At 49.8% G+C, this 19,578-nt stretch carries 3 protein-coding genes; all 3 read left to right on the top strand.

Going from position 1 to position 19,578, the window contains the following annotated elements:
* Positions 1–152 precede the first annotated feature (152 nt).
* Genes HY774_05105 through HY774_05095 form a run of 3 tightly spaced genes read left to right on the top strand, consistent with a single transcriptional unit; the run spans position 153 to position 19,442 of the window.
* Positions 153–7,037, top strand: coding sequence for an SDR family NAD(P)-dependent oxidoreductase (locus tag HY774_05105; GenBank protein ID MBI4747842.1), 6,885 nt, complete (start codon positions 153–155; stop codon positions 7,035–7,037).
* A complete protein-coding gene (locus HY774_05100; protein ID MBI4747841.1) occupies positions 7,027–16,353 on the top strand; it encodes an amino acid adenylation domain-containing protein in 9,327 nt (3,108 codons plus the stop codon). Before HY774_05105 ends, HY774_05100 begins: the two co-directional genes overlap by 11 nt.
* Positions 16,354–16,409: 56 nt before the next feature.
* Positions 16,410–19,442, top strand: a complete 3,033-nt coding sequence (locus HY774_05095) for a TonB-dependent receptor (GenBank protein ID MBI4747840.1) — start codon at positions 16,410–16,412, stop codon at positions 19,440–19,442.
* The last annotated feature ends 136 nt before the right edge of the window (positions 19,443–19,578 follow it).

Here is a 19,578-nt window from a genome sequence, read left to right as displayed (position 1 = left end):
TCTTTCGGGGTTTTTTTTATCCACTTCTTTGACTAGAATAGCCCGCGTCAACTTCTACTCCTTAGAAAACCAGATCCCCCTTCACAACTTCAAGGTCAATTCTTCTGCGGCACATACCACTTTTCTGTGCGCATCACTGCAGGTAAACCACGATGACCAATCTTGTTACTGAGCCTCCAGTTGAGCCTTCTACCGTGGTTGAATTGCTCACCCGGCGGGCGACTGAGTTCGCTGATAAACGAGTCTATCTTTACCTGGCGGATGGCGAAGTCGAAGCCGCCCAGTTGACCTTTACCGAAGTTGACCGACGAGCGCGGGCGATTGCCGCTACCTTGCAACAAAAACAGGCCGCAGGCGAATCAGCGCTCCTGCTCTATCCAGCCAGCCTCGACTTTGCCACCGCGTTTTTTGGATGTCTGTATGGTGGAGTGATTGGGGTGCCGGCCTATCCACCACATCCGCAACGAGTCAATCGAACCCTTCCCCGTCTACAGGCCATTGCGGCTGATGCCAAAGCTAAATTTGTGATGACCACCCGTCAGGTGTATTCCATGGCGGAGATGCTCTTTGATCAGGCCCCTGACCTGGCCCGCATGGAGTGGATCGTCACCGATGAGATTCCAGATGCCGCCGCCGAAACCTGGCAGCCCCCAGATATTACCCCTGATTCACTCGCCTTTCTGCAATACACCTCCGGTTCAACCTCGATTCCCAAAGGGGTGATGGTCACGCATCGAAATATGCTCTGCAATGCGGCCTATTACCGTGACGGATGGGAACATACCCCAGACACGGTCACCGTCACCTGGATGCCCAATTTTCATGATTTGGGATTGATGGACGGCATTATCCAGCCAATTTACACCGGATATCAGTCAGTGCTGATGTCGCCAGTGGCGTTTTTGCAACGCCCCTTGCGCTGGCTGCAGGCTATTTCAAAATATCGTGCTTCGTACAGCGCCGGCCCGAACTTTGCCTTTGACCTCTGTGTTCGCAAAATTTCCCCCGAACAGCGCGCCGCACTTGATCTGAGTTGCTGGAAAGCCGCACTCAATGCCGCCGAACCCGTTCGCCGCGAGACGATGGAACGCTTTACCAAAGCGTTTGAAGGCTGCGGCTTTCGCTGGAAAACGTTCTCCCCAGGGTTTGGCCTGGCCGAAGCCACGCTGAAAGTATCAGCCACCCGGCGCGAAGACGAGCCGGTCTTTTGCACGGTGGATGCCCAAGCACTTGAACAACACAAAGTTATCGAAGTCCCTCCCTCCCGTCAGGACAACGTTCGGGTACTGGCAGGTTGTGGACGACCGACCGTTGAGCCATCCGGTGTTCGGGTGGTGATTGTGAATCCCGATTCGCTGACCGCCTGCGCAACCGATGAAGTTGGGGAAATTTGGGTCTCCGGCCCCGGCGTGGCGGTTGGATACTGGCGACGTGAAGAAGAAACCGAACACACCTTCGGCGCCTATCTGGCCGATACCGGCGAAGGACCTTTCCTGCGAACTGGTGACCTTGGGTTTATGCGTGACGGGGTGCTCTTCATCGCCGGACGCCTCAAGGACATGATCATCATTGATGGTCGAAATCTGTACCCACATGACATTGAATTGACCGTCGAACAGAGCCATCCGGCAATTCGTCCCGGCTGTACGGCTGCGTTTTCGGTTGACTCCGCCGATGGCGAACATCTGGTGGTGGTGGCTGAAATTGAACGCCGCGAACGTGCTCGCGGCGGCGAACGCAAACCCTCAGCCGAACTTAAAGACCCGAGTGCCGCCGATGTGCGCACCATCCAGGCGGCGATTCGGCAAGCGGTGGCCGAATTTCACGATGTTCACGTCTACACGATTGATTTGATCAAACCGGGCACGATTCTTAAAACATCAAGCGGGAAAATCCAGCGGCAAGCCTGTCGGCAGGCTTTTCAAAACCGGATGCTTGAGTTTCTGCCAACTGAAACGCCATCGCTTGGGCTGAACGAAGATTCGTCCAGCCCGGTGTTGACGCCACTCAAAAAAACTCCGAACGCGGAGGAAATTCAGGTCTGGTTGATTGATCAACTGGCGCGCTATGCCCGGATCCCCGCCACCCGAATCAACGTCCACGATGAGTTTTCGCGGTTTGGTCTTGCATCGAGGGATGTCGTCAGCCTGACCGGAGACTTTGAGCAATGGCTGGGACGCAAACTCTCGCCGACGCTGTTTTATACCTATCCTTCAATTTATGCCCTCTCGCGGCATCTCGCCGGAGGACAGGATTCAATCGAATTGATTTCGCACTTCTTTGCCGGGCAGAACAAAGCCGAAGAACCAATTGCCATCATCGGCATCGGCTGTCGTTTTCCAGGTGCGAACAGCCCCGAAGCGTTCTGGCAACTGCTGTGCGACGGCGTAGATATGATCCGCGAAGTCCCAGCGGAACGCCGAGGAAAGAGCGGTTTTTACCCGACCGATCCGAGCAAGACCTACTGGGGCAGCTTTCTGGATGACATTGACCTGTTTGACTACGGGTTTTTTGGGATTTCCCGCCGCGAAGCCGAGCATATGGATCCGCAACAACGGCTGCTGCTCGAAGTCACCTGGGAAGCGCTCGACGATGCCGGACTTGCGCCCCAACGTTTAAGTGGGAGCAAAGTCGGAGTATTTGTTGGATTGGGAGTCGGAGATTATGGGCGTATTCAAGTTAGTTCGCCTCATTGCCGAACACCGTATACGGCAGTAGGGAGTTCTCTATCAATTGTCTCCAATCGGATTTCCTACGTTTTCAATTTTCTCGGTCCAAGCATCTCAATCGATACAGCATGCTCCTCATCATTAGTTGCAATCCACCAGGCTTGTCAAAGCCTCCGCCAGGGTGAATCTGTCCTGGCGCTCGCTGGGGGTGTCAACTTATTACTCTCTCATGAAGTCACGGAAAATCTGATCGCCTCCAGTTTCCTTTCGCCTGACGGTCACTGTTGGACCTTTGACGCTCGTGCAAATGGGTATGTACGCGGTGAAGGAGCTGGGCTTGTAGTCTTGAAACCTCTTTCTAAAGCCTTAACCGATAATGACTCCATTTATGCAGTTATTCGAGGGAGCGCAGTTAACCAGGATGGGCGAAGTAACGGACTGACAGCACCCAGCCAGCATGCCCAGGAAGCTGTATTACAAGAAGCTTACGCTCGTGCCATGATTTCCCCAAGTCAGGTGCAGTATATTGAAGCCCATGGTACTGGAACATCGCTTGGAGATCCAATTGAGGTTAAAGCGCTGGGCAAAGTACTTTCACAAGATCGGGGACCTGGCAGCAAATGCGCCATTGGCTCGGTAAAAACCAATATTGGTCATCTTGAGCCAGCAGCGGGGATTGCTGGATTGATCAAAGTAGCACTGGCATTAAAAAATCGAACCATCCCACCCAGCCTACATTTTGACAACCCGAATCCTTACATTCCTTTTTCTCGCCTGCCACTTTATGTTCAAACACAATTATCACCCTGGCCACGAACTGACGGGCCAATGCTAGCTGGGGTTAATTCATTTGGCTTTGGTGGTACCAACGCCCATGCTGTCCTCGAAGGAATTCCGCCGATTTCAAACTTCCAAAACCAGGCAGAATCTCGCCCCCAAACAGCGTACCTGCTTCCAATTTCAGCCCGTACACCAGAAGCACTGACTCTCCTGGCCGAACGATTCCAGGCGCATCTGGTTGCTCAGCCCAATCTCAATCTCTATGACTTTTGCCGGACAGCCAGTTTCCGGCGTGATCATTATGAATATCGGCTGGCCGTGGTTGGTTCATCGCGTGACCAGCTGATTGAAAAACTGGGGGTGTTTCTGGCGGGTGAAACCACGTATGGGCTGGCCGTTGGGCGTAAAATTCCAGGCCAAACGCCAAAGGTAGCCTTTGTTTTTTCCGGTCAGGGAAATCAATGGGCCGGAATGGGCGTGGATTTGATTGATGCCAGCACCCCATTCCGTAAGGTGCTCAAACAATGTGACGAATACCTGCAAGGGTATGGTGGCTGGTCGGTGTTTGAGGAGTTGCAGGCCCATGCGGCCCATTCGAGACTCAGTCGAACTGATATTGCCCAGCCGACGATCTTTAGCCTTCAAGTTGCGCTGGCCGCATTTTGGAAACAGGTTGGGATTGTCCCGGATGCGGTTGTCGGACATAGCATGGGCGAAGTTGCGGCGGCCCACGTGGCCGGAGTCCTGACACTCCAGGATGCGCTCCATGTGATTTTCCATCGTGGTCGGATTATGGAAAAGGCGGCTGGAAAAGGAAAAACCGCAGCGGCGGCCATTTCAGAAACCGAATTTCAGGAACTGCTCAAGCTGTTCCCAACCCTGTCAGTAGCCGCTGAAAACAGTCCAACATCACTTACTGTTTCTGGCGATCCCAAATCGGTTGAAGCCCTTGTCGAACACCTGCAGTCGCGCGGCATCTTTGCCCGGGTAATTACCCAAAACTATGCGTTCCACAGCCCACAACTTGACTTTCTGCAACACGAACTGGCTGGAACGCTTTATGGCCTGACCCCACACAATGCAGCGATACCAATTTTTTCAACGGTAACTGGCAAACCTCCTACCTTCGGCGACTTTTCACCAGCCTATTGGGGACGGAATTTGCGCGAACCAGTGTGCTTTACCCAGGCCATCGAAACCATGGCACCGGAAAAATATGAGGTTTTTCTGGAACTGGGGCCGCATGCAGTGTTAAGCCCAGCCATTCGCGAATGCTTCCAATCTCAAAAACTTGATACTGTGATTCTTTCTTCCTTAAGACGAGGTGAAAATGGGTTTTTGAGTTTGTGCTCTAGCCTAGCAACTCTTTATGCAAAAGGATGCAATGTTAACTGGTCAGGACTCTATGGAACATCTGGTCACCGAATAAAACTGCCCAGCTATCCGTGGCAACGTGAACGGTGCTGGATTGATGTCCAATGGAATCAAGAGTTGAATTCAAAGCCATTGATTCCTTCTATCAAAGAAACACCTTCAGACTCACTGGACGGCTGGCTTCACCAACTTATTTGGAAACAAATTGAGGTATCAAGCACAACTGCGGAATCAACTGGGAACTGGCTTATTTTTAGTGATCTCTCTGGAATCGGCGACAGCTTGGCACAATCATTAACTGCCAGTGGAGCCACATGCTTTGTGGTGCATCCAGGATCTGATTTTGAGATCAGTGATTCCAACCAGGTTCGACTTAACCCAGCCAGTCGAGATCAATTTCGGCAATTGTTCGATTGGCTTCATCAAACCGGAGCTATTCCCAGCCGTGTGTTGTACTTATGGCCACTTAATGCACCTACCATTGAACAATTCGCCGATTCAACTTTTGAAACAACTGTCGATGTCACCTGCACAGGCATCCTCTTCACGTTACAGGAAGTATTTGCCCAGCAATTTATAACCCCACCTCTTTTTTGGATTGGGACTCAGGGGGTCCAAAATGTATCCAATGATCCAACTTTAGATGGATTACTCCAGTCACCAGTTTGGGGATTTGGGCGCACCTTGTCTCGTGAAATGCCTCAGTACTGGGGAGGGATGTTTGATCTAGACACCCACTTCACGACTGAGGAGTCCGTTCACTCTACACGAACAGCCATCCTCAACTTGATGGGTGAGGATCAGCTTGCTTTTCGAAAAGATGGCATCTATGGGCTTCGGCTCGTTAAGGTCACACAGAACCTCACCCTTCACCCGTCGCTGGTCTGGCGAACCAATGCAAGCTATCTCATCACAGGGGGACTTGGCGGACTTGGATTGATTGTGGCTCAGTGGATGGCGCAACAGGGTGCCCGGCGCCTGATTTTGACCAGTCGGACGCCTCTTCCAGCCCGAAATGAATGGAAAGCGTACCCAGAGGATTCTCTCCAAAAACAACAAATTGCAGCCATCCGTGATCTTGAAGCTTTAGGAGTCAATGTTCAAACAATCGCGCTTGATGTTTCAAGTGCTGAACAACTCGGACAGTTTCTTCAAACCTATGCCGATGAAGGCTGGCCGCCAATTCGAGGCGTGATTCATGCTGCTGGTGTGCTTGAAGATCAATCACTCTACAATTTGAACCGGGAAGCATTGTTGTCTGTCACAAGGGTTAAGATCCTTGGCACATGGCATCTGGCCAATGCATTTTCCCCAGAGGAACTGGACTTCTTTGTTAACTTTAGTTCGCTGGCATCAGTCCTGGGCTCACCCGGGCAAGCCAATTATGCTGCTGGCAATACCTTTCAAGATGCGATTGTTCACTGGTTACGTCAAAATGGATACAAGGCCAGTACCATCAATTGGGGGCCGTGGGCAGAGGTTGGAATGGCAGCCCGGAACACAGCAGCCGGCAAAAACCCAGCCTCAGGAATTAACCTTCTGTCACCTGCTACGGGATTGCAAATCCTCCACTATAACCTGGATTCCCAGGTTCCGACTTTGATTGGAGCTCGATTTGATTGGGGGCAACTGAAACAGCTTTTCCCGTCCCTGATGACCTCTCCACTGCTTAATTACATTACTGAACCAACCAACCAACCGGCCCCACCTCCCAGCCAGACAACAGTCCGCCTGGGTTTGAAACGGGAAACTTATTTTACAATGCCCCTTGATGATCGAAGGCAACTGCTGGAAGAATATCTCCAAACCGCAGTCGCACAGACTCTAGGAATTAAACCCTCACGGGTTGAGCAGTTTACTTCGCTGATGTCGCTTGGATTTGACTCCTTGATGGCAGTTACACTTCGCAGCCAGATTGAAAGTGATTTGGGCGCCGTGCTCCCAGTAGCTTCATTTCTTCAAGAGGCATCACTGAACACACTGACCACAACGCTACATCAATCATTGTCAGCAACTCCGGCTCCAGCAACCGTGAAGATAACGGCAATATCCTTAGAACCACCTGTTTCGCCGCCAGTACCGTTAAATCACAGCCAATCTCCACGTGGAACCACGGATGATTTGTTAGATAAAGTAGATCAACTTTCTGACGAACAAGTTAAAGCCCTTTTACAACAAATGCTTACCAGCGGAGGATCATCGCATGGGCAGTGATCTCCCAGATATTTCCAATCTGACCACAGAGCAAAGACGTGCACTTTTAAAAAAACTTCTTGAGATCAAAAATCAGCCTCGCCCGGAAAGCCACTCCCTCTCACACGGTCAACGTGCTTTGTGGTTTCTGCACCAACTAACCCCAGAAAGCAGTGCCTATCACGTCATTTCATCGCTACGTATTACCTCTCCAGTTAACTCTACAGCTCTCCGTCAATCATTTCAAAAATTGATTGATCGCCACCCAGTGTTGCGATCAACGTTTGGTGTTCAAAATGGAATACCAATTCAGATCGTCCACCCACATTTGAATGTCTCTTTTGTAGAAATCGACGCCACCAACTGGGCCAAAGAAATTATTGATTCAGACCTGAAGTCAGAAGCTTATCGCCCGTTTGACCTCTCTCAAGGCCCAATCCTCAGAGTGAGTTTGTGGCGTTGTTCAAAGTTGGACTACGTGCTGTTGACTGTTCTGCACCACATTGTAATTGATTTCTGGTCGTTGACTATTCTACTTGATGAGCTACGCCAACTATACAAAGCGGAGATGACTAACATTCAAGTACAATTACCAGAAATTCAATCTACTTATGCCGGTTTTGTGCAATGGCAGGAACAGTGGTTACACTCCGAATCTGGCAAAAATGATTGGCATTACTGGAAAACACAACTTGCCGGAGATGCACCATTACTTAATCTGTTAACTGATAAACCTCGTCCTCAGATACAAACCTACCAGGGTACAAAGATTGAAACTGTCGTCAACAAAGGCTTATCTGAACGGCTTAAACACTTTACTCTTGAAGCGAAAACCACGCCTTTTGTAGTGCTTCTTACTACCTTCTACATTTTACTCCATCGGTACACCCAAGAAGATGATATTTGGGTTGGGAGTCCATTTGCCGGTCGGACTTCAACTCAGTTCAATCGCTGTGTTGGCTATTTTGTCAACCCAGTGGTATTGAGGGCCAATTGTGGCGGGAATCCTGATTTTCTGACATTTTTGCGACAGGTTCAGCAAACAGTGTTTGAGGCATTGGACCATCAAAATTATCCATTCCCGCTCCTCGTTGAACAATTAAACCCGGTCCGTGACCCAAGCCGATCACCACTTTTTCAATGTTCTTTTGTCTTTGATCGCTTGCCAGAACAGGGCTTACATCATCTTTCAGCCCTGATCTCGGGGAAAGACCAGCCACCAGTTGATTTTGGTGGATTACAAATTGCCCCGTATCCGGTTGAGGAACGAATCGCGCAGTTTGACCTGTCACTGGCCGTCGTTGAAACTCAAGAAAGATTCATCCTTTCTTTGGAATTTAATACCGATTTGTTTGAAAAAACGACAATTGAACGGATGGCCCTCAATTATCAGACATTGCTTGATTCTTCACTCAAGGCACCAACCTGCTTAATTGATCAGTTGCAACTTGTGTCACAAAATGAACTTGACCTATTGGAAAAATGGAATGCCACTCAGGCTGATTACCCGCGTGACGTGTGCCTGCACCAGTTGATTGAAGCCCAAATTGAACGAACCCCAGATGCAATTGCGGTTGTCTTTGAAGACCAGTCCCTGACCTACGGTGAACTCAATTTCCAGGCCACCCAACTTGCCCATTCCCTGCAGCACCAGGGCGTTGGTCCAGATGTCCTGGTTGGGATCTGTGTCGAACGCTCCTTGGAAATGGTCATCGGATTACTGGCAATCCTCAAAGCTGGTGGCGCCTATGTTCCACTTGACCCAACCTATCCGCAAGAACGCCTGATCTTTATGATTCAGGATGCCCAGTTTCCGGTGATTGTGACCGACAATAAATCCGAAGCTTTTTTACCTGCCCACCAGTCAGAGATTGTGAACATCAACACATTTGAATCTTCAACCTTCAAGCACCCGGAACCCGGAACCCAGAACCCGGAACCCGAGAATCTGGCCTATGTCATCTACACTTCAGGCTCAACCGGACTGCCCAAAGGGGTGTTGATCACTCATCAAAACATCGTCAATTTGTGTTCCGCAGTTCAGCACCTGCTGAAACTGAGTGCCAGCGACCGTTTCTTGCAATTTGCTTCACTCAATTTCGACACGGCTGCCGAAGAGATATTTTCAGCCTTGACTTGTGGCGCCACAGTAGTGCTTAGAACCCACAAAGTTGTTCCATCTTACGCTGAATTTATTGAATTTATTGACCGCCATCGAGTAACGGTAATTGACCCACCGACGGCCTACTTTAGCGAACTGGCACGTGAACTGGTCACCTCAAACACACCACTTCCCGTCAGTCTGCGAATTGCTTTTGTTGGCGGGGAAAAAGCCTCGCCGGTCACATCGGCCCAATGGCAAAAACTTGGCCAAGGCCGTGCACCCTGGATCAACGGCTACGGTCCGACCGAAGCAACCGTGACGTGCATTGCCTATGCGCCACCGGCCTGGTCGCCTGAAATGGAAACCTGGACAGAACTTCCAATTGGCCGCCCTATGGCCAATGTTCAGGCGTATATTCTAGACCGTAATTTGCAGCTTGTTCCAATCGGCGTCCCTGGTGAACTCTGCATTGGCGGTGACGGTCTCGCTCGTGGCTATTTGAATCGACCTGAACTCACTGCTGAAAAGTTCATTCCAAACCCTTTTTCATCCGATCCTACAGCCCGCCTCTATCGCACTGGCGATCTTACCCGGTATCTTCCTGACGGAAATATTGAATTCCTCGGACGCATTGATTTTCAGGTTAAGTTGCGTGGTTTTCGCATCGAATTGGGTGAAATTGAAGTGGCTTTGGGAAATCATCCATTTATCAAACAGGCATTGGTTGTGGTTCGCGAAGATCGCCCAGGCGACAAACGCCTTGTCGCCTATTTACTTGCACCCGAAGCACAAATTCCGATCAATAACCTGCGTCAGTACTTGAGCCAGCGGCTCCCTGCCTATATGCTCCCTGCCGCTTTTGTGATCCTCGATTCATTTCCTTTGACACCTAATGGGAAAATTGATCAGCGTGCTTTGCCTCCACCAGAAGGATACCAACTAGACCAATCACTCCCAACCAGCCGCATGTTGAACCCATTCGAAGAGATTCTGGCTGGAATCTGGCGGGAGGTCCTGGGGGATAGCCCCCTTTATCTACACAGCCATTTCTTTGAACTGGGAGGACATTCACTTCTGGCCACTCAAGTTATTTCCCGGTTGCGCACGGTGCTTCAGATTGAACTCCCGGTGCGTTCCCTGTTTGAAGCGCCAACTCTGGAAGCTTTCTCTCAGCTTGTGGCTCATCCTCAGGCAGATTTTCAGGCTTCACCTCCGATCAGTCGGGTTTTACGCGATCAGCACCTGCCGCTGTCGTTTGCCCAGCAACGCCTCTGGTTTTTGGATCAACTTGAACCAGATAGCCCGATGTACAATATGCCGGGCGTGCTCCGACTCAGCGGACCGCTTGATGTTGAGGCCCTGGCCCAGAGTCTGAATGAAATCATTTCCCGCCACGAAGCCCTGCGCACCACTTTTGCTCAGGTTGACGGTCAGCCAGTGCAAGTGATTGCACCGGTTGGTGATCAACAGCTCTCAATCACTGATCTTTCCTCCCTGTCGGTACCTGACCAGGAATCCGAGGTCCAGACCCTTGCCAGTCAGGAAGCCCATCAGCCGTTCTCCCTCACGGCAGGCCCGTTGATCCGCTTTTCCGTGCTGCGCCTGGCGCCAGACCAGCACATTCTCCTGGTGACCATTCATCACATCGCAGCCGACGGCTGGTCGTTGAGTGTTTTCCTCACTGAACTCCACACCCTGTATCAAGCCTTTCTCCATCACCAGCCATCCCCCTTGCCGTCACTCACGATTCAATATTCCGACTTTGCCGTCTGGCAACGCGGTTGGCTGACGGATGAGCGGTTGCGACCTCAGCTTGACTACTGGAAACAACAACTGGCGGGCCTGGAATCACTCAACCTCCCCACCGACCGACCCCGACCAGCAATCCAGAGTTTTCGGGGGGCACGAGTGAAGACCCTCTATTCCAGGGAACTGGTTGACCAGCTTACTCAGCTTAGCCGTCAGCACCACGCCACACTGTTTATGGTCTTGCTGGCCGGATTCCAGACCCTGCTCCATCGGCTGAGTGGGCAGAGTGACATTGCCGTTGGCACCCCCATCGCCGGGCGCAACCAGCTTGAAACCGAAAACCTGATTGGTCTGTTTGTCAACACCCTGGTTCTGCGCGCTGACCTTTCCCACAATCCCACGTTTCTTGACTTGCTCGCCCAGGTTCGCCAAACCACGGTGGATGCCTTTACCCATCAGGATGTTCCCTTTGAGAAGCTGGTTGAAGAACTCCATCCCGAACGGGATTTGAGTCGTTCGCCTTTGTTTCAGGTGATGTTCGTGATGCAGAACACACCCCACCTCACGTTTGATTTTGGCGACCTGCAGCTTGAACTGGTGGAAAGTGAAACCCGGATTGCCAAATTTGATCTGACCTGTGACGTCGAGGAATCTCCCCAGGGACTGGCTATCACCTTTGAATTCAATTCCGATCTCTTTGACCAATCAACCATTGACCGGTTCTTCAGCTACTATGAAACCCTCCTGACTGGGGCCGTTTCAAATCCAACTCTCCCAGTTGGACACCTCCCAATCCTGACTGAAGCTGAACGCCACCAACTGCTGGTCGAATGGAATGCCACCCAGGCTGATTACCCGCGTGATGTCTGCCTGCACCAGTTGATTGAAGCCCAGGTTGAACGCACCCCAGATGCCATCGCAATTGTCTTTGAAGACCAGTCTTTGACCTACCACGAACTCAACTCCCAGGCCAATCAACTCGCCCATTCCCTGCAGCACCAGGGCGTTGGTCCGGATGTCCTGGTTGGGATCTGTGTTGAACGCTCCCTGGAAATGGTCGTTGGCTTGCTCGCCATCCTCAAAGCCGGTGGTGCCTATGTCCCGCTTGACCCCGAATATCCCCAGGATCGCCTCGCCTATGTGATTGAAGATGCCCAGGCGCCAGTCGTTCTGACCCATTCGACCTTGCTTGATCGGTTACAGTCGGTTTCCGCTCAGGTATTCTGTTTTGATCGTGACTGGTCCACACTTTCCAACTTTCCAGTTCACAATCTTGCCAGTCCCGTAACTGAAACCCATCTTGCCTATGTCATTTACACCTCTGGGTCCACGGGGAAACCCAAAGGTGCAATGAATGAGCATCGGGGAATCGTCAACCGCCTCTGCTGGATGCAGGATGCCTATCACCTCACCCCAGCAGATCGCGTCCTTCAAAAAACACCCTTCAGTTTTGACGTCTCGGTCTGGGAATTCTTCTGGCCACTTCTGACTGGTGCCCAACTGGTTGTCGCCCAACCTGGGATGCACAAAGATCCAGCCTATCTGGTTGAGGTAATCCGCCAGCATCACATCACTACCCTGCATTTTGTTCCGTCAATGCTGGTGGCCTTTCTCCAGGCAGAACAGGTTGAAACCTGCACCTCGATCAAACGGGTCATCTGTAGCGGTGAAGCCCTTTCGCTCGACCTTCAGCAACGGTTCTTTGACCGGCTCTTGTGCGAACTCCACAACCTCTATGGCCCGACTGAAGCAGCAGTGGACGTCACCTTTTGGGAATGCACACCCAATTCTCCACTTCCCTTTGTCCCGATTGGTCGTCCGATTGCCAATCTTCAGATTTTCATTCTCGACTCCTTCGGCCAGCCAACCCCGATTGGAGTTCCCGGTGAATTGCATATAGGCGGAATCGGGGTTGGTCGCGGCTACTGGAATCGTCCGGAACTGACGGCTGAGAAATTCATCTCAGGGGTCAGGGTTCAGGGTTCAGGGTTCAGAGATTCTGAAGCAACAGAGCATGATTCAATTGATGGCCAGGCTAAGGAAAGTTTGGAGCAAGGCTTCAGGGAAACATCGGAACTTTCCCAGGCTCAAGGCCAAACCCTGAACCCTGAACCCCGAACCCTGTATAGAACCGGTGACCTTGCCCGGTTTCTCCCTGACGGCAATATTGAATACCTTGGCCGCCTTGACCATCAGGTCAAGATTCGTGGCTTTCGGATTGAACTCGGTGAAATTGAAGCCGCACTGGAAGACCATCCTGGCATTCGACAGGCCGTGGTGATGGCTCGTGAAGACCGTCCCGGTGACAAACGCCTTGTCACCTACGTGCTCCCGGCTGGAACAACTCCTTCCCCGGCTGACCTGCGTCAACACCTTGGCCAGCGATTGCCGGACTATATGATTCCAGCGACCTTTGTCACCCTGGAGACCTTCCCCCTCACCACCAGCGGCAAGGTAGATCGCAAACTCCTTCCGGCTCCTGAATATGGAGTAACCAGCAAAGTCGAATTTACGGCTCCTCAAACATTAACAGAGACTACACTTGCTCGAATTTGGTGTGAGGTACTTGGACTGACACAGGTTGGAGTTTATGACAACTTCTTTGCTTTGGGCGGTGATTCGCTTTTGAGTATTCAGGTAATTTCAAAAGCCAATCAGGCTGGGGTTCAAATCTCTCCAAAACAACTCTTTCAATTCCCAACGATTGCTCAGCTTGCTCAAAGGAGTGTAACTCCTCAAATAGCAACCAGCGAACAGGGTCTCGTTTTAGGTTCTGGCTTGCTAACACCAATCCAATGCTGGTTTTTTGAGCAAAATCTGGAAGATTCACATCATTGGAATCAGGCAATTCTGCTCAGCACGAAGGATAAATTAAAAGACGAAATCCTCCAAAAAGCGCTTTTCAGGTTGCTTGTACAGCATGATGCCCTGCGCACCCGGTTTTTCTTTGAGGAAGGCCAATGGGTTCAGTCATACCAGCAACCAGATGACAATCTTCCTTATATACATATCGCTTTTTCTGACGCCCCAAATGAATTAAGAAAGAAAAAATGTGATCAAGCTCTCAGAGAAGCTCAAGCCAGCTTGAACCTTTCCGAAGGCCCTCTCATCCGGATGATTCAGCTTTCATTTGGGGAAACTGAAACCGACCAATTATTTATTGCCATCCATCATTTGGTTGTGGATGCAATTTCCTGGCGGATTCTTTTGGAAGACCTGGAGACTGCCTATTTGCAAATCCTTCAAGAACTACCTGTCCAGTTGCCGATGAAAACAACACCAGTTCAACACTGGGCTAAACAACTTCGAAGCTATGCAGACTCAGAAACACTCAAACAGGAGCAAGCATACTGGCTTGGTCTGAATTGGGGATCAGTTGGCATTTTGCCAGTTAATAGTCAGGGAATTAATACCGAAGGTTCCGTTGCGCACATTAGTGTTTCATTGAACGAGTCCGAAACGGAGTGTCTTCTGCGGCAACTCCAGCCTACTTTCCAGGTATCTGTCAATGAGGTACTTCTTTCCTGTCTTATTCTGACAATTTCTGAATGGACACAAAGTCAAACAGTCTTCATTGACTTGGAAAGCTATGGCCGTGAAGACCTTTTCCAAAATGTTGACCTGTCTCGAACAGTTGGATGGTTTACTTCGATTTATCCACTTGTTATTGAGGTCGCACCGCAAACCACAATGAATGCCGCCATTCAGCATGTGAAAACCACCCTGAGCAAAGTTCCAAACCGGGGAATTGGATTTGGGGTTCTCCGATATTTGAGTGATCCAGAGGTTCAAGTCCAATTTTCACAACTCCCCCAGGCACAAATCAGTTACAATTACTTGAGTCAGATTGATCAGACAATCGGAAACTCTCAATTGTTTAACCAATTAGAGTCAATTGATGGAGGATTTCATAGTCCCCGTGCCCAGAGAAAATACTTATTTGATTTCTCTGCAGCAATTCAAAATAAGCAACTTAAAATTGATTGGGCGTATGGCACCAATGTTCATCATCTGGGAACCGTTGATCATCTTACCCAATTACTCATGATTAAACTCCGGTCAATCATTGATCAACTTCGATCTGGATCAGGTCAGGGATCTCCACACTTTGAAAACAGTTTTGTCCAACTCAGTTTTGAACAGCAATCCTGGTTGCTCCAACGCTATCACTCAGCCAAAGCGGTGTTCCCACTAACTGCTGGTCAGCAAGCCATGCTGGAACACCTCAAAAAGACTCCCAACCTAAGTGTATACCGGTTGCAAAATGCAATAGAAGTGAAAGGCCACTTTGATACGGGGAAACTGAAAACGGCGTGGCAATACGTGTTGCAACGCCACCCGATTTTTTCAAGTGTCTTTGTCAACCAGGATGAAATTGGTACTCTTCAACTTATTCTGGGTAAACAGCAGGATTATTGGGTTGAACTCGATTGGACAAACCTTCCCTTTGAGGAACAAAGAGCCCAATTTCGATCCTGGTTGATACAAGATCGAGAGCGAAGGATTGATTTGGACGAAGCCCCCCTCTTGAGGCTTAGTTTTATTCAAACTTCCTCAACCACAGCCTGGCTGGTTTGGACACTACCTCACTTACTGGTTGATGGATGGAGTGTGTCTCTCGTTTTGAATGAAGTTCAAATTGTCTATCGAGCCCTATCTCAAGGAAAAAATCCTCAACTCCCAACCTCCCCAAGTTACAATACTTTTTGGAAGTGGTATCAAAATCAGGATTTACAGCCAATTCAACATTTCTGGAGACAGGTTCTTTCTCAAGTATCGCAGCCTACGATCCTTCCTTATACACGAAAAACCCTTTCAAAAAGTGAAATGGGTCAACAATATAGTGGTTATCACTTCACCATTTCAGAAACTCAAACTCAAAGGCTCTCACAGGTTGCCAGGGCGGCCCAGATAACGTTGAGCACTCTTTTCCAGGCAGCCTGGGCTTTGCTTTTGGCTCGCCATAATGATCAGCCTTTCATAACTTTTGGAGTCACTGTTTCAGGACGAGCAATTGATCTACCAAAGGCTGAATTTATTGTTGGGCTACTGATGAATACAGTACCTTTATGTACGCACCTTTCAAAACAGCAACTTGTGATTGAATGGATTCAGGCGCTTCATACCCAATTGCTAGAGATACAGCAAGTTCCACATTTTCCCTGGGGGGCAGACTGCCCATCAGAATATCCTTCAATCCAGGCACTCAAGGGTTTAAGTGTAATCCGTTTTCAAAACTACTACCGGGGCGAAGCCAAAAATCCATCAACCACTGATTTGGAATGGGCAGAAGAAGAATGCTATGATGTCTGGCATTATCCGCTCAGCCTCAGTATCACACCAAGTCAATCTGTTTCGATATGGGCGACCTACGACATTGCCTATTTCGAGCCAGAAGCAATTATCCAGGTTTTCAGAGAATACATGCAAATCCTTGAAAAAATGCAAGAGGGTATCAACAGTCAACTCTCAACCTTCCTGTAAGTTTTCTATAACCCTTAACTTCTTAAACTTCCCTGCACCCTCTGATGAAAAAACCTATGTCGACCAACAATCTATTACGGAATACTGTTTTTTTGGGCTTGTTGAGCCTCTTGAGTGTAGTTGCCATCAGCTTGAATACTCCGATTTCAACAGTGAAAGCCCAAAGCGGCTCAACCACTGGCATGATTGTTGGGCGGGTGAAAGACATTGGCGGTGCGGTGATTGCCGGTGCCCCAGTCAAAGCCAGACAAATTGAAACCAATCTGGAACGGACTGCTGACGCCGATGAAGACGGCAACTATCAATTTTTGCAATTGCCGCCTGGAAATTATGAAGTTCTGGTGGAACTCGAAGGCTTTGCACCGAAAAAAGAACGGGTACTGATCAATATCGGTACTTCAGCGCTGGTTCAAATGACACTGGTGCCTGAAGGCGCCGTCGAAACCGTCAACGTTGAGGCCGCAGTTTCCTTTGAACAAGGCAAGACCGAAAGCAGCGCCATCAATGGGTCGGACCGGATTGACAATCTGCCTATCAACCGCCGGAACTTCCTGGATTTTGCCGTTACGGCCCCACGGGTGACGGTTGACCGGCTACCGGTTCAAGGGGTGGCCGCAACTTCCGGATTATCGTTTAATGGCCAGTCAAGCCGCCAAAACAACGTCACCATTGATGGATTGGACAACAACGACAGTAACGTTGGCACCGTCCGGTCAACATTTAGTCAGGAAGCCGTGCGCGAATTTCAGGTGGTCTCAGATAGCTATTCGGCTGAATTTGGCCGCGCCCTGGGCGGGGTGGTCAACATCGTGACCAAAGGTGGGACAAACGATCACCACGGAACGACCTTTTTCTTTGTCCGCAACGATGCCGTCAGTGCCCGCAATGCCTTTGCCGAGGAAAATCCGCCGTATAAACAATACCAGTTTGGCGCGACAGTCGGCGGTCCGATCAAAAAAGATAAACTCTTTTATTTCGCTTCATTTGAGCGTCTTTCAGTGAAACAAAACAACATTATCACCATTCCTGAAAATATTGTTCAATCAGCCCGCCGAATCGGGTTTTCCTATGTTGATAATGGGGCCCAACCGTTTGCACTCGGAAACACCTCTGTCCTGGCAAGAACCGACATGCAGGTCAATGCCAACAACCTGCTTACCCTGCGCTACAATTATGGTGGAACTTTCGACGGTAACTTTGAGCCGGTTGGGGCGTTAACCGACCGATCCAACTCGGGGACACAGCGGCTCAATGATAATCAGTTTGCCGCCAGCAATACCTATATCAACGCCAATCTGAACATGGTGAATGAAACCAGGTTCCTGTATAGCCATCGGTCTCAGGATGTGCTGACTGATACGGTGAGTCCCCGGGTGTCAATCAATAGCGGCGATGTAGGTCGCATCGTCTTCGGACCACCGATCTTTCTCAACCAGCCACGACGGGTCAACATTTTCCAGATTGTGGATAACGTCTCGCTTTCACGAGGCAACCACCAGCTTAAATTCGGGGTTGATTTCCTGCGGATTATGGCGAAAAACCGCCTTCCCAGCCGTGAACAGGGTTCAATTACGTTTAATGACCTGGATTTGCGATTTATTGGCTTGCCAGGAGATGGTTTTTTTAGTGCGCTTGAGGCGTTTGATCCCAGCTTGCGGTCAGCGGATCAAAAGACATTTTTGAGCGCCCTGGCACCACTGGTACCCTTGTTTGCCAATTCTCCAAATTTCCCAGACAACCTGGACCTGGCCAACCTGCCGCTTCCGACCTTTTATGCCCAGGGATTCATTTCCCAAAAACCACTAGAGGTGACTCAAAACTTCTTTTCCACCTTTATTCAAGATGACATCAAATTGCGTGATAACCTGATGCTCAAGCTGGGCCTGCGCTATGACCGGTTCACCACGCAGTTTTTGGATGGCAATAAAGGCGACCTCAGTCCACGCGTGGCACTGTCATATAACCCAAGTAAATTTCCTAAACTTTCGCTGTACGCCACGTATGGGTTGTTTTTCGCAACCCCAAATATCGGACCGATCTTTGCCGCCTTTCCCAAAGGTCGCACCACCTCATTCCAACTGCTGCCCGAAACGATCCTGACCTTCCAGCGCCCAACGCGTAACTTCCCAGCTTCAGACCAGATTCCTGAAAACGTAGGGTTTACCCGCCAATTTGGGTTGGAGGACGAAGTTCAACAAAATCTACAAACCAGCTACACTCAACAAACAAGTTTGGGTTTTAACTATTTCCTGACTCCAAAGACAATTCTGAATATATCGTACAACTACACACGCGGCATTCGGCTCTTTGGCACGCGTGATGTAAATCCAGTGGTTCGACCGGAACCAATTTTGGCCCAGAGTTATCTCAATGGCCGGGTTGATACCGCCCGTGGGGCAGTTCTGTATTACGAATCAGCCTTTGATAGCTATTTCCATGGCCTGTCAAGTTCGATCAATCGCCGGTTTGCCAATAATTTTGGCTTTCAGGCCAGCTACACGTTTTCGAAAACGATTGATAACTCGTCAGACTATGTGGGTGGCGTTCAGGAAATCGAGAATGTCTTTAACCTGCGCAGCGAACGCGGATTATCACTTCAGGATGTCCGCCACCGGTTTTTGTTCTCAGGGTCGTGGGATTTAAACTATACCCAGAACAAATTCTTGAAAAACTTTTCGCTCTCAACCATTATCGCACTCAATTCCGGTCGTCCATTTAACCTCCAGGCTGGTGCCGATCTGGATTCAAACGACGTGCTCTATGATCGCCCGCAAGTGGTTGGCCCAGATGGTGTTTCCCGCCCAATTGGGCGAAATGTCGGTGTTTCGCCCAATTTTTCTAATGTTGATGTCCGGTTGACCCGGAACTTCTCGATCAAAGAACGCTATTCGGTTTCAGTCATTGCTGAGGTGTTTAATCTTTTCAACCGGGTCAATATTGATCAATTCAATCGCATTTTCCAACGGGACGCCGACGGGAATTTTAATCTTCCACCACAAGAAAACGGTCGCTATACCGTCACCCGGAATCGATATTTGAGTTCGTTTGCACCACGGCTCTTCCAATTTGGTGTTCGGCTTACCTTTTAATGTTGGACCGGCGAGGAACCAAGTGCTTGAATATCTCTCAAAATTCACAGGTTGTACGTTCTCTCGATTCAATTGAATTGAGGGGAAAACCACAAACAACTCTCTACTCACACAACGGGCACCCTTGCGGTGCCCA

It is taken from the genome of Acidobacteriota bacterium, assembly GCA_016208495.1.
Classification (GTDB): Bacteria; Acidobacteriota; Blastocatellia; order Chloracidobacteriales; family Chloracidobacteriaceae; genus JACQXX01.
Note: the sequence above shows the minus strand (reverse complement) of the source record. Positions and strands in the feature narration are given on the sequence as shown.